This window comes from Sphingobium xanthum (assembly GCF_019737615.1).
Lineage (GTDB): Bacteria > Pseudomonadota > Alphaproteobacteria > Sphingomonadales > Sphingomonadaceae > Sphingobium > Sphingobium xanthum.
Window position 1 is genome coordinate 93268 of the sequence record NZ_JAHKKS010000010.1, and the last position, 13539, is coordinate 106806.

12 protein-coding genes are annotated in these 13539 nt (G+C 65.9%); 7 read left to right on the top strand and 5 right to left on the bottom strand.

Features of this window, described 5'->3' with window-relative positions; all coding sequences use genetic code 11:
- Positions 1-50: 50 nt before the first annotated feature.
- The 6 genes from KM135_RS15755 to KM135_RS15780 all read left to right on the top strand — a co-directional run bounded on the left by KM135_RS15755 (position 51) and on the right by KM135_RS15780 (position 6781).
- Positions 51-1004 (top strand): aldo/keto reductase, encoded by a 954-nt coding sequence (locus KM135_RS15755; RefSeq protein ID WP_221714992.1) that lies wholly within the window; start codon positions 51-53, stop codon positions 1002-1004.
- Between the two features lie 101 nt (positions 1005-1105).
- Positions 1106-1867, top strand: coding sequence for a FadR/GntR family transcriptional regulator (locus tag KM135_RS15760; protein WP_246606215.1), 762 nt, complete (start codon positions 1106-1108; stop codon positions 1865-1867).
- A gap of 122 nt (positions 1868-1989) precedes the next feature.
- Positions 1990-3813 carry a beta-L-arabinofuranosidase domain-containing protein gene (locus tag KM135_RS15765; protein ID WP_221714993.1) on the top strand — a complete coding sequence of 608 codons (1824 nt, stop codon included), beginning with the start codon at positions 1990-1992 and terminating at the stop codon, positions 3811-3813.
- Positions 3814-3817: 4 nt separating this feature from the next.
- Positions 3818-5077 carry a ribulose-bisphosphate carboxylase large subunit family protein gene (locus tag KM135_RS15770; protein ID WP_343228209.1) on the top strand — a complete coding sequence of 420 codons (1260 nt, stop codon included), beginning with the start codon at positions 3818-3820 and terminating at the stop codon, positions 5075-5077.
- A complete protein-coding gene (locus KM135_RS15775) occupies positions 5074-6345 on the top strand; it encodes a four-carbon acid sugar kinase family protein (protein ID WP_221714994.1) in 1272 nt (423 codons plus the stop codon). Before KM135_RS15770 ends, KM135_RS15775 begins: the two co-directional genes overlap by 4 nt.
- A gap of 79 nt (positions 6346-6424) precedes the next feature.
- The gene (locus tag KM135_RS15780; protein WP_221714995.1) at positions 6425-6781 is read left to right on the top strand and encodes a dioxygenase; all 357 of its coding nucleotides are present in this window, start codon (positions 6425-6427) and stop codon (positions 6779-6781) included.
- A gap of 2 nt (positions 6782-6783) precedes the next feature.
- On the opposite strand, the gene KM135_RS15785 is transcribed toward KM135_RS15780, so the two are convergent.
- The 3 genes from KM135_RS15785 to KM135_RS15795 are packed head-to-tail and all read right to left on the bottom strand — an operon-like array spanning position 6784 to position 10050.
- Positions 6784-7641 carry an HpcH/HpaI aldolase/citrate lyase family protein gene (locus KM135_RS15785; protein WP_221714996.1) on the bottom strand — a complete coding sequence of 286 codons (858 nt, stop codon included), beginning with the start codon at positions 7639-7641 and terminating at the stop codon, positions 6784-6786.
- Positions 7638-8093 (bottom strand): MaoC family dehydratase, encoded by a 456-nt coding sequence (locus tag KM135_RS15790; RefSeq protein ID WP_221714997.1) that lies wholly within the window; start codon positions 8091-8093, stop codon positions 7638-7640. The genes KM135_RS15785 and KM135_RS15790 overlap by 4 nt, the downstream gene beginning before the upstream one ends.
- Before the next feature lie 34 nt (positions 8094-8127).
- Complete coding sequence (locus tag KM135_RS15795) at positions 8128-10050, bottom strand: acetyl/propionyl/methylcrotonyl-CoA carboxylase subunit alpha (RefSeq protein ID WP_221714998.1); 1923 nt, start codon at positions 10048-10050, stop codon at positions 8128-8130.
- 146 nt (positions 10051-10196) lie between these two features.
- Here KM135_RS15795 and KM135_RS15800 point away from each other — a divergent pair, with 146 nt between their 5' ends.
- Positions 10197-10514, top strand: coding sequence for a GIY-YIG nuclease family protein (locus KM135_RS15800; protein WP_221714999.1), 318 nt, complete (start codon positions 10197-10199; stop codon positions 10512-10514).
- Between the two features lie 47 nt (positions 10515-10561).
- Here the strand turns inward: KM135_RS15800 and KM135_RS15805 are convergent, their stop codons facing one another.
- Both KM135_RS15805 and KM135_RS15810 read right to left on the bottom strand, forming a co-directional pair.
- Complete coding sequence (locus tag KM135_RS15805) at positions 10562-12163, bottom strand: carboxyl transferase domain-containing protein (RefSeq protein ID WP_221715000.1); 1602 nt, start codon at positions 12161-12163, stop codon at positions 10562-10564.
- Positions 12164-12302: 139 nt separating this feature from the next.
- Positions 12303-13460 carry an isovaleryl-CoA dehydrogenase gene (locus tag KM135_RS15810; protein ID WP_221715001.1) on the bottom strand — a complete coding sequence of 386 codons (1158 nt, stop codon included), beginning with the start codon at positions 13458-13460 and terminating at the stop codon, positions 12303-12305.
- Positions 13461-13539: the final 79 nt, after the last annotated feature.

A 13539-nucleotide genomic window follows, 5' to 3' on the forward strand; every position in this document is an offset into this window, starting at 1 on the left:
GATCGTTTCGCGCATGGCCTTCGGCGCTGACCCTCACGCGCGGCGACGCCATGTCCGGCATTGCCAAGCTGCAGGGCGCCGATGCCGACGCGATCGTGGGTCAGGCGCTCGATGCCGGGATCAATTTCTTCGACACGGCGGATATCTACGCGGGCGGCCAGTCCGAGGAAGTACTGGGCCAGGCGCTGGCCCCGCATCGCGATGGCGTCGTGATCGCGACCAAGGTGATGGGGCGCATGGGCAAGGCCGTCGTGCAAACGGGCCTCACCAAACGGCACATCAATTGGGCCGTGGATCAGAGCTTGCGCCGCCTTGGGACCGACTGGATCGATGTCTACATCGCGCACAACGAGGATCCGCACACCCCGCTCGAGGAGACGCTGGAGGCGCTGGACGCCGTCGTGCGCGCGGGCAAGGCGCGCTATCTCGGCTTCTCCAACTGGTCGGCGTGGAAAGTGGCGGCGGCGCTGGAGCTTCAACGTGCCAATGGCTGGGCGCCGTTCACTCACGGTCAGATGTATTATTCACTGCTCGGCCGCGACATCGAGCGCGATCTGGTGCCGCTGACGAAGCGCTACGGCATCGGCATCACCATATGGGGACCGCTTGCTGGCGGCGTGCTGTCCGGCAAATATCGACGCGATGCGCCGGCGCAACCGGACGAACGCCTGGCGACGATCGATCCGCTGCCGTTTGATCGCGACAGGGGCTTCCCGCTGCTGGATGAGCTGCGCGTGATTGCCGGCAATCTCGGCGCCAGCATGGCGCAGGTCGCGCTTGCCTGGCTTCTGGCGCGCCCGGCGGTCACGAGCGTGATTCTCGGCGTGTCGAAGGCGACGCAACTTGCCGACAATCTTGGTGCGATGAACCTCATTCTTCCGCCTGAAGTGTTCGCCCGGCTTGAGGCGCTGACGGCTCCCGCCGAACTCTATCCGCATTGGCACTGGCGCAACACGGCCGACCCGGTCATCAAGCAGGCGCTGCTCGGTAGCACTATATCATGATCGTAGGCAGGCCGGCCCAAGGTCAGCTTGCGTGCGGGCGCGATAATATTATGAATTGAGGCTGGGTCGACCATGGGGGTGCGGCGGCCTTTGGAGGCAGAATGACAATGCAGGGCCACTCGAATTTCGGCCGGTTCGCCGATGCGACACTGTCGAGCCACGATCAGGTGGCGCGCGCGCTGGGCGGCGAAATTCTGTCCGGCGTCTATCCGCCCGGTTCCAAGCTGCCGTCCGAGGCGGAGATGCTCAGCCGCTTCGGTGTGTCGCGCACGGTGCTGCGCGAGGCGTTCAAGACGCTGACGGCCAAGGGCCTGATCGTGTCCAAGACGCGAGTCGGCACCACTGTGCTGGACAGCGCGCACTGGAATTTCTTCGATGCCGACATTCTCGCATGGAAAGTCACGCAGGGGTTCGACATCGCGTTCATTCGCGACCTCGCCGCGATCCGCGTCGCGATCGAGCCCGCCGCCGCCCGGTCCGCCGCCGAGCAGGCGAGCGCCAAGGACATTGCAGAGATGCGCCGCTGCGTGGAGCGCATGGCGGCCGCGACCAGCAACGCGAGCGAATTCGCCGAGGCTGATCTCGCCTTCCACAAGGCGGTCGGCCAGGCATCTGGCAACGTGCTGATGCGCTCGCTCGCGGCGGTCATCGAAACGGCGCTGCTGGCGTCCTTCCGCATGAGCTCGCCCGTTCGCGAAACCGAGGTGCATGACGAGAGCGTGGCGGCGCACAGCCGCATCGTTGACGCTATCGAGGCAGGCAAGGGCGATGAGGCGGCGGAAGCGATGCAATTCGTGATCGGCCATGGCGTCGCGCGCATCGAGCGCGCCGGTGCCTCGAGCAAGCGCCGCCCAAGCCGCTGATCCCGCGTCAAAAGACGGCGCGATGCACGCTGCGCTTGCGTGTCACATTAGTATTATTATAAACCTAATCCGATCTGAAAGGGCGCGCGAATCAGTCGCCCTCTTCGCATGAGAGGATTGATATGAAGGGCTTGGAACAGGCCGGAATTTCCCGCCGCGACTTCGTCCATTGCGCGGCGTGCGCCACGGCTGCGGGTTCGCTGGCGGCAAGCCCGATGGCCATGGCGGCGGCGCGGCAAGGCGCCCTGCGCGGCAAGGAAGTGGTCCACGAATTCCCTTATGGCGCGGTCAAGCTGACCGGCGGCCGCATCAAGCGCCAGTTCGATCATATCCATGCCCATTTCCTCGCGCTCGACAATGATCGGGTGCTCAAGGTCTTCCGCCAGAATGCGGGCTTGCCGGCGCCCGGCCCGGACATGGGCGGCTGGTATGACAAGGACGGCTTCGTCGCCGGCCTTACCATGGGCCAGTATATTTCCGGCTTGGCGCGTTTCGGCGCCGCGACCGGCGACAAGGCCGCGCACGAGAAAGTTGCGCTGCTGGTCAGCGAGTGGGGCAAGGCGATGGTGACCGCCAGCAACCCTTATGCCGGCCCGCGTGCGCAGGCGCAGTGGGCAGCCTATGTTATGGACAAATATGTCGTCGGGCTGGTCGATGCCTATCGGCTGAGCGGCGTCCAGCAGGCCAAGACGCTGCTGCCGATCATCATCGAAAAGTGCCGGCCCTATATTTCGCCGGTCTCGCGCGACCGTATCGGCAAGGTCGATCCGCCTTATGACGAGACCTATGTCATTTCGGAAAATCTCTTCCACGTCGCCGAGATCACGGGCGACCAGAAATATCACGACATGGCTGTCCACTACATGCTCAACAAGGAGTGGTTCGATCCGCTCGCGGCGGGACAGGACGTGCTGCCGACCAAACATGCCTATAGCCACACGATCGGCAATGCCTCCGGCGCACAGGCCTATCTCCATCTGGGCGACGAGAAGTACAAGAAGGCGCTGGTCAACGCCTGGAAGTTCATGGAGCCGCAGCGCTTCGCCAGCGGCGGCTGGGGGCCGGAGGAGCAGTTCGTCGTGCTCGGCCAGGGCAATCTCGCCAAGAGCCTGACCAGCTCCAAGGCGCATTTCGAGACGCCGTGCGGCGCCTTCGCGGACCTCAAGCTTGCGCGCTATCTGATGTGCTTTACCGGCGAGGCGCAATATGGCGACGGGCTGGAGCGCACGCTCTATAATACGATGCTCGCCACGCGCCTGCCGGACAGCGACGGCGGCTATCCCTATTATTCCGATTACGGCGCCAAGGGCGAGAAGCGCTACTATCACCAGAAATGGCCCTGCTGTTCCGGCACTTTGGTGCAGGGCGTCGCGGACTATGTGCTCAACGCCTATTTCCACGACGACGATAATCTGCTCGTCAATCTCTACACGCCCTCGGAAGTCACCTGGGACCGTGCCGGCGGCGCGGTCGAGGTCTTGCAGGAGACCGACTATCCGGTCGGTGACACGGTCAAGCTCACCGTTCGCAAGGCAGGCAACGGCAAGTTCGCCATGAAGCTGCGCATCCCGGCCTGGACCAAGGGCGCGACGCTCAAGGTCAATGGCCGCGCGCAGACCGCGACGCCTGGCCAGCTCGCTATGGTCAGCCGCAGCTGGAAGGCGGGCGACACGCTCGAGCTGACGATCCCGCAGCCGCTCCGCACCTTGCCGATCGATCCGGAGAACCCGAACCTGCAGGCGGTCATGCGTGGCGCGGTCATGTATGTCGGCCTCAATCCGTGGGACGGGATCGATCAGGAGACGATTGCGCTCCCCGGCGCGCTGGAGCCGATGCCCGGCCATCCCGAGAGCTATCGGACCAGGGTCGGACAGCGCAATCTGGTGTTCGTGCCTTATTATCAGGTCGATACCGAGCGCACGACAACCTACTTCAAGACTGCCTGACCCCGTGCGCGTCACCGCAACCTACTGGATCGAGACCGCTTTTCCGCTCGTGCAGGCGGCCGAGACGATGGCCGGCGAGCAATCGACCGGCACCTTCGTGCGCGTGCCGGGCGAGACCGACGAACTGCGCGAGGCGCATGCAGCGCGGGTCGAGGAAATCGTCGAACTGGGCGAAGTGGCCGCGCCGTCGCTGCCGGGATCGGGTCTCCCCAGGTCAGGCGATGCGACGCGCCGGGCTGCCCGCGTCGTGCTGTCCTGGCCCATCTCCAACATGGGCCTTTCGCTTCCCAATCTGCTGGCGACGATCAACGGCAATCTGAGCGAGCTCAAGGCCTTTTCCGGCCTGCGCCTGCTCGACATCACGCTGCCGCCGGAATTCCTGACGCGCTATCAGGGGCCACAATTCGGCGTGGCGGGCACGCGCAAGCTGGCGGGCGTCCATGACCGCCCGATCATCGGCACGATTATCAAGCCGAGCGTCGGCCTCTCGCCGCAAGCGACGGCGGAGCAGGTGCGCGGACTGATCGAGGCGGGCATCGACTTCATCAAGGATGACGAACTGCAGGCCGATGGGCCGCATTGCCCGTTCAACGAGCGCATTGCGGCGGTGATGCGCGTCATCAACGATCATGCCGACAGAACCGGCAAGAAGGTCATGTACGCCGCCAATCTCACCGGCGAGATCGATGAGATGCTGGAGCGGCACGATTTTGTGCTGGCGCAGGGCGGTACCTGCATCATGGCGAGCATGAACTCGATCGGCCTCCCGGCCATGAAGGTTCTACGCGCCCACTCGCAGCTGCCGATCCATGGCCATCGCAATGGCTGGGGCCTGCTCGGCCGCTCGCCGACGATCGGCATGAGCTACATCGCTTTCCAGAAGCTGTGGCGCCTTGCCGGCATCGATCACACGCATGTGAACGGCATCGACAACAAGTTCTGCGAGACCAACGAAAGCGTGATCGCCTCCGCGCGCGAATGCCTGACGCCGATGTTTGATGCACCCCATCCCGGCTGTGAGATAATGCCGGTCTTCTCGTCCGGCCAGTCGGCGCGGCAGGCGGCCCCGACCTATCAGGCGCTCGGCTCCGTCGACTGCATGTTCGCGGCGGGCGGTGGGATCATGGCGCATCCCGGCGGCCCGGCAGCGGGCGTGCGCGCCTTGCGTCAGGCATGGGACGCGGCAGTCGCCGGCGTGCCTGTCGAGCAGGCCGCGAAGGACGCGCCCGAGCTGGAGGCGGCGCTGGGGGCGTTTGGCGGGTGAGCCTGCTTTACGCCTATTATGGGGACGATTTCACCGGGTCGACCGATGTACTGGAGCAGCTTGCCGAGGGCGGTGTTCCGGCTGTGCTGTTCCTGCGCGTGCCCGACGAGGCTCTGCGCGCGCGCTTCGCCGACGTGCGGGCGATCGGGGTTGCCGGGGACAGTCGCAGCCGCTCGCCCGCGTGGATGGAGGCGAACCTGCCGGCCGCCTATGGCGCGCTCGGCGAGGCGCCGATCGTTCACTACAAGACCTGCTCGACCTTCGATTCCAGCCCGACGGTGGGCTCGATCGGGCGTGCGATGGACATCGGTCTACGCCGTTTTCCGGGACGCGCAGCCATTGCCGTCGGCGCTCCGCATCTGCGGCGCTATGTCGCGTTCGGCAATCTGTTCGCGGCGGCAGGCGATACGGTCTATCGGATCGACCGCCATCCGACGATGTCGCGCCACCCGGTCACGCCGATGCACGAGGCCGATCTGATCCGGCATCTGGCGGCGCAGAGCGATGCAAGGATCGCGCTGGTCTCGCTGGAAATGTTGCGCAGCGGGCAGGCGGGAAGCGCGTTCGATTCCGCCGATGCAGATGCTGTGCTGTTCGATGGTGTGTCGATGGACGATCTTGCCGCAACCGGCGCTGTTCTTCTCGAACGAGCTATGCGGTTCGCTGTGGGCAGCTCGGGCATCACGCGCGCGATGGTTCTGGCATGGCGCGCTGCCGGGCTGATCGATCAGATGCTGCAGACCGTGCGCGCGAGCGAGGTCGATCGGCTGCTGGTCGTCAGCGGGAGCTGCTCCCCCGTCACCGCCCGGCAGATCGCCCGCGCGCCAGCTTCCGGTTTTGCAACGGTGTCGGCGGATGTGCCGGCCCTGCTCGAAGGATCATCGGCAGAGGCATCCCGGCTCGCTGAGGCAGCCCTTGCCGGGCTGGCGCAGGGCAATCGTGCCGTCATCCACTCCGCTGAAGGCCCGCTCGATGCCGCGGCACCGGCTGCCGGAGAAAAGCTCGGGGCAGCGCTCGGGCGGATTTCGCTCGACATCGTGCGCCGGGCCGACCTCAAGCGGCTGTTGTTCGCGGGCGGCGACACCTCCAGCCACGGCGTCGCGCAGCTCGGCATCGATGCGCTGACATGGGCCGCGCCGATCGAGCCGGGCGCCCCGCTGGTCCGCGCGCACGCCGCCGATCCCGCGATCGACGGGCTGGAACTCGTGCTCAAGGGCGGCCAGATGGGCGGCGAGAATTTCTTCGAGACGGTGCGCAGAGGCGGGTAGGCACACCCGCCGGCAGCATTTGCGCGCTTTCCCGAGGCGCGGTATCCCTCTCCCCATAAGAAGCGGAGGGGAGAGGGGCATGTCGTTCAAGACCGAGCAGGATATCACGGCCGAGGCGATGCGGCGCTGGTCGATGGCACGCGACCCCCGTCTCGCCCGCATCCTTCCGCTGCTGGTTAAGCACCTGCACGCCTTCGCCCGCGAGGCGCGGCCGAGCCTGGACGAATGGATGGCCGGCATCGAGTTCCTCACCGCGACCGGCCAGATGTGCGACGACAAGCGCCAGGAAATGATCCTGCTGTCGGACGTGCTCGGGCTCAGCATGCTGACCGTGATGGTCAACGACCGAAGCGCGGCCGAGGCGACGCCGTCTACCGTGCTCGGGCCGTTCCACATCGATGCATCGCCCGTCGCCGTTAACGGGTCCGACAGGTGAATTCAGGACGACCGATCCCGGCGTTGCTCCGCGAGCGCCAGGATGCGCTGGGCCTGCACCAGATGCGGGCGGTCGATCATCTTGCCGTCGAGGGCGAGGGCGCCGGCTTGGGGCTGGGCCGCGAAGGCATCGACGACGGTGCGAGCGCGGGCAATCTCGTCGTCAGCGGGGGTGAAGCCGAGATTGATGACCGGAATCTGCGCGGGGTGGATGGCGAGCATGCCGGTGAAGCCGTCGCGCCGCGCGCGGGCGACATAGGCGCCGAGCGCGTCCAGCTCCGAGATGTTGGGGAAGACGGTGTCGATCGCGGGGACCCCGGCCGCATGCGCCGCGAACAAGGTGAGGCTGCGCACCATCTCGAACGGGGGTGTGTAGCGGCCGTCCTCCTCGCGTGAGGTGGCGGCGCCGATGGCGGCGGGCAGATCCTCCGCGCCCCAGCTGAGGCCCGCGAGCCGATCCGCACAGGCGCGATAGGAGCCGAGCTCGAAGATGGCGGCGGGCGTCTCGGTCGCGATCGGGAGGATCGGCGGGTCGATGTCGCCGAGCTGGGCATCCAGCGCCGCAATCGAGGCTGCGCCTTCGGCCTTGGGCAGCATGATCGCATCCGGCGCGACGGCGCGTAGGCAATCGATATCGGCATCGACATGCTCGCTGGAGAGCGGATTGACGCGAACGATCACGGGGAGATCGCGGGCGCTCGCGAGATACTCCGCGACGGCAGCGCGGGCGCCGGCCTTGCGATCCGGCACGACCGAGTCTTCCAGATCGAGGATGATCGCATCCGCGCCGCTCGCCGCCGCCTTCGCGAAGCGCTCCGGCCGATCGCCGGGGACGAACAGCAGGGAGCGCAAATGCCTCATGCGGCGCGTTCGCGCAGCAGCATGGCGGTGCGCAGGCCCTGGCAGACGATCTCGTCACGCTGATTATAGAGCCGATGCTCCCACGTCGCGATGCCGGCATTGGGGCGGCTGTTGCTCTCGCGAAGGGCCGTGACGGTGGATTCGCAGCGCAGCGTGTCGCCGATGAACACCGGCTTGGGCAGCACGATCTTGTCGAAACCAAGGTTGGCGATGAGCGAGCCGTGCGTCGTGCCCTCGACCGAGAGGCCGACCATGAGGCTGAGCGTGAAGGTCGAGTTGACAAGGATCTGGCCGAACTCTGTCGCCTTGGCCGCCTCGGCATCGAGATGCAGCGGCTGGGGATTATGCGTCATGGCCGACCAGAGGAGGTTGTCCGTCTCCGTGACCGTGCGGCGGATCGGGTGGACGATGTGGTCGCCGATAGCGAGCTGGTTGAAATAGCGGGCGGTCATGGGTGGGCTTTCATCCTTGGGATTGGCGGTTCGATCATTCAGCGATCGGCTCGATGCGCGCCAACAGCGCCTCGACCTGAACCTGCGCGCCCGGCGCGGCGCTGAGGGTGGCGACCGTGCCGTTGAAGGGCGCGGTGAGCGTATGCTCCATCTTCATGGCTTCGAGCGTGAGCAGCTTCTGGCCCTTGGTTACGCTCTGGCCCTCGGTCACCTCCACGGTGATGACTCGGCCGGGCATGGGAGCGAGGATGGCGCCGCTGCCGGCATCGGTGGCGGCACCGACCTGCGCGGAACGCGTGAACGTGAACGCTGCGCCATCTTCGAAGTAGATGGCATCCCGCCCGCCAAGGACCGAACCCGTGCTTGTTTCGTAAATTGTGGCGCCGTCATAGAGCGCGAGATCATAGGAGAATGGCTCGATGAGTTCATTGTCCCGATAGATCGTCACCCGCGTTTCGGCCGCGGCGTTCAGCCGGAAGCCGATCAGGCCACGCGTGCGATCGAGACTGCGCGGTCGCCATTCGGACGTCTCGTTCCAGCCATCGAAGATGAGCCGTTCCGCCGCCTCCTGCAGCAGCGTTGGGCTCGGCTGGGGCGAGGCGGTGAGGGCGTCTTCGTCTTGTGCGATGAAGCCGGTGGTCACGTCGCCGGCGAGGAACCCGGGATGGCTGAGAAGCCGCTTCAGGAACCAGGCATTCGACTTGACCGGAGCGCACAGCACCTGGGCGCAGGCGTCCGACAGCAGATCGCATGCTTCATCACGTTCCGGTGCATGGGCGACGAGCTTGGCGATCATTGGATCGTAGAAGGGGGAGATGGTGTCGCCTTCTTCGACGCCGGTCTCGACACGAACGGAGGAGGGCATGTCGAGTGTCTCGAGCTTGCCCGTGCTCGGCAGGAAGCCGACAGCCGGGTCCTCCGCATAAAGCCGCGCCTCCATCGCCCAGCCATTGATCGACAACTCGTCCTGCCGCTTCGGCAGCGGCTCGCCGCTGGCGACGCGGAGCTGCCATTCGACCAGATCGACGCCGGTGATCTCCTCGGTCACGGGATGCTCGACCTGAAGCCGCGTGTTCATTTCCATGAACCAGATGCGGTCGGCGGAGAGGCCCGCGCTGGCATCGGCGATGAACTCGATCGTGCCGGCGCCGACATAGTCCACCGCCTTGGCGGCGCGGACGGCGGCGGCGCAGAGGCTCTCGCGCGTGGCCGCGTCCATGCCCGGCGCGGGGGCTTCCTCGATCACCTTCTGGTGGCGGCGCTGGAGCGAGCAGTCGCGCTCGAACAGGTGGACGATGTTGCCGTGCGTATCGCCGAAGACCTGCACCTCGATGTGGCGGGGCGAGAGGATGTACTTCTCGATAAGCACGCGATCGTCGCCGAAGGAGGCGGCGGCCTCGCGCTTGCAGGAGGTGAGGGCGTCGGCGAAATCGGCGGGCGCGTCGACACGGCGCATGCCCTTGCCGCCGCCGCCCGCGACGGCCTTGATGAGAACGGGATAGCCGATGGCGTCCGCCTCGCTCTTGAGCCGGTCGGGCGACTGGTCCTCGCCGAGATAGCCGGGCGTGACGGGGACGCCGGCCGCCTGCATCAGCGACTTGGCGGCGTCCTTGAGGCCCATGGCGCGGATCGAATGCGGCGTGGCGCCGACCCAGATGAGGCCGGCATCGGCGACCGCCTGCGCGAAGTCGGCATTCTCGCTGAGGAAGCCGTAGCCGGGGTGGATGGCCTGCGCGCCGGTCGCCTTGGCGGCGGCGATGATCTTGTCGCCGACGAGGTAGCTCTCGCGGGCCGGGGAGGGGCCGATATGCACGGCCTCGTCGGCGCTGCGGACATGGCGGGCATTGGCGTCGGCGTCGGAATAGACGGCGACGGTGCGGATACCCATGCGGCGCGCGGTACGGATGATCCGGCAGGCGATCTCGCCGCGGTTGGCGATGAGGAGGGAGGTGATCATGGGCGTCGGTCCTCCATCGCAGCGGCAGGCCGGAATGGATCCTGAAACGAGTTCAGGATGACGTTGGTTTTTGGGCGATGCTTATCCTCAAAATCGTCATGCTGAACTTGTTTCAGCATCCATCGTGCGGCACCTTCTGATCCCGAATGGAAAAGCAGCCCTGCGTCTACATCCTTGCAAGCGCGCGCCATGGAACGCTGTATATCGGCGTTACATCTGACCTTATTGGCCGGCTTTACCAGCACCGTACCGGCGCGGTCCCCGGCTTCACGAGCCGACATGGCGTTCACCATCTCGTCCGCTACGAACTCTTCGGCGCCATGGAAGGTGCGATCCTGCGCGAGAAACAGCTCAAGCGCTGGCACCGGCAGTGGAAGATCAACCTGATTGAGAGTGACAATCCGGAATGGGTCGATCTCGCGATCGGCCTTGGGTTTCCTGCGGCAGGTCCGAATGGATGCTGAAACAAGCTCAGCATGACGGGTGGGAGTGAGGGCGATGCCCATGCCCCTCACATCCGGAACAGCCCGAAGGCTGCCCTCTCCGGGATCGGTGCGTTCAGCGTTGCGGCGAAGGCGAGGCCGAGGACGTCGCGGGTCTGGGCGGGGTCGATGATGCCGTCGTCCCAGAGGTGGGCGGTGGCGTGCCAGGGGTCGCCTTCCTCCTCGAACTTCGCCCGGATCGGGGCCTTGAAGGCTTCGGCCTCCTCGGGCGTCCATTTGTCGGCGTCGCGGTGGACGGTGGCGAGGACGCTCGCGGCCTGCTCGCCCCCCATGACGCTGATCCGGCTGTTGGGCCAGGAGAAGAGGAAGCGCGGGGAATAGCCGCGGCCGGCCATGCCGTAATTGCCGGCGCCGAAGCTGCCGCCGATCAGCACGGTGATCTTGGGGACTTGCGCGGTGGCGACGGCCGTGACCAGTTTTGCGCCATGTTTTGCAATGCCTTCTGCCTCATATTTGCCACCGACCATGAAGCCGCTGATGTTCTGGAGGAACAGCAGGGGCGTGCGGCGCTGGCAAGCGAGCTCGATGAAATGCGCGCCCTTCACGGCGCTTTCCGAGAACAGCACGCCGTTATTGGCGAGGATCGCGACCGGCATGCCCCAGATATGCGCGAAGCCGCAGACGAGAGTGGAGCCGTAGAGCGCCTTGAACTCGTGGAATTCGCTGCCGTCAACGATGCGGGCGATGACCTCGTGGACGTCATAGGGCGCGCGGACGTCCTGAGGGACGATGCCGTAGAGCTCTTGCGGATCGTACTTCGGCGGGCGCGGGGCGATGAGCGGGATGTCGGGCGCGCGGTCGGCGGGGAGGTGGCTGATGATGTCGCGCACGATTGTCAGCGCATGCTCGTCATTTTCGGCGAGATGGTCGGCGACGCCGGAGCGCCGGGCGTGCAGCTCGCCGCCGCCCAGATCCTCGGCGCTGATCTCCTCGCCGGTGGCAGCCTTCACTAGCGGCGGACCGGCGAGGAATATCGTGCCCTGGTTGCGCACGATCACGCTCTCGTCCGACATGGCGGGCACATAGGCGCCGCCCGCGGTGCAGAAGCCCATGACGCAGGCGATCTGCGCGATGCCCTGCGCGGACATGTTCGCCTGATTGAAGAAGATGCGGCCGAAATGGTCGCGGTCCGGGAAGACCTCGCTCTGGTGCGGGAGGTTGGCGCCGCCCGAGTCCACGAGATAGATGCAGGGGAGGCGGTTCTCCGCGGCGATCTCCTGCGCGCGCAGATGCTTCTTCACGCTGAGCGGATAATAGGTGCCACCTTTAACGGTGGCGTCGTTGCAGGCAATCATCACCTGACGGCCGGAGACGCGGCCGATGCCCGCGACGATGCCGGCGCCGGGCACTTCATTGTCGTAGAGACCATGCGCGGCGAGCTGGCCGATCTCCAGGAACGGGCTGCCCGGATCGAGCAGCCGCTCGATGCGCTCACGGGGGAGCAGCTTGCCGCGCGATGTGTGGCGCTCGCGCGCACGCTCGCCGCCGCCCTGGGCCGCGGTCGCGACGTCGGCGTAGAGGCGATCGCGCAGGGCCTTGTTGTGGGTCGCGCGGGCGGCGAACTCTTCGCTGGTGGGGTCGATGGCAGTGGGAAGGACGGGTCCGCTCATGCTTCTTAGCCCCTCCTCTTTAGAGGAGGGGTTGGGGTGGTGCTGGACGGTGCGGACTGGTCGCTGCGCGAACGATGCTGCGCATCGTCACCACCCCTTCCCCCTCCTCTGAAGAGGAGGGGCTTATTGGGTCGGCCGCTCACGCCTCGGCCCCCACCAGTTCCCGGCCGATGAGCATGCGGCGGATTTCGTTGGTGCCGGCGCCGATGTCGAGCAGCTTGGCGTCGCGCAGGTAGCGCTCGACCGGCCAATCGGTGGTGTAGCCCGCGCCGCCGAGGGCCTGGACGGCTTCGAGAGCGACCTTCACGGCGTTTTCCGACGAGAGGAGGATCGCGCCGGCGGCGTCGAAGCGGGTGGTCTTGCCCGCGTCGCACGCCTTGGCGACGGCATAGACATAAGCGCGGGCGGAGTTGAGCGCGACATACATGTCGGCGATCTTGGCCTGCATGAGCTGGAAGGCGCCGATCGGTTTGCCGAATTGTTTGCGCTCGCGGACATAAGGCAGGACCGTGTCGATGCAGGCCTGCATGATGCCGAGCTGGATGCCCGAGAGCACGACGCGCTCATAATCGAGACCGGACATGAGGACTTTGACGCCTTCGCCGATCCCGCCCATCACATTGGCCTCGGGCACGTGGCAATCGTCGAACACCAGCTCCGCCGTGGGCGAGCCGCGCATGCCCATTTTCTCGATCTTCTGGCCGATGGAGAAACCCTCCATGCCCTTCTCGATCAGGAAGGCAGTGATGCCTTTCGAGCCGGCGGCTGCGTCAGTCTTGGCATAGACCACCAGAGTCTCGGCGTAGGGTGCGTTGGTGATCCAGAATTTGGTGCCGTTCAGCACATAGCCGCCCTGCACGCCCTCGGCGCGCAGCTTCATGCTCACCACGTCCGATCCGGCGCCGGCCTCCGACATGGCGAGGCTGCCGACATGTGCGCCGCTGATGAGGCCGGGGAGATATTTCGCCTTCTGCTCAGCATTGCCCCAGCGGGCGATCTGATTGATGCAGAGATTGGAGTGGGCGCCGTAGCTGAGGCCGACCGAGGCGGATGCGCGCGCGATTTCCTCGCAGGCAATGACATGCTCGAGATAGCCGAGGCCGAGTCCGCCATCTTCTTCCCTGACCGTGATGCCGTGCAGGCCGAGGTCGCCCATTTCCGGCCAGAGGTCGGTCGGAAACCAGTCCTCCCGGTCGACTCGCGCGGCAATGGGCGCGATACGATCGGTCGCGAAACGCCGGCAGCTTTCACGGATCATGTCCGCGGTCTCGCCGAGCGAGAAATCCAATTGATCCATATCGGCCTCTCCTTAGTCGCGGCTGATACACCTTCCCGGTCTATTAGAAAAATTGAAATTGATCGCGGCATCGTATAGA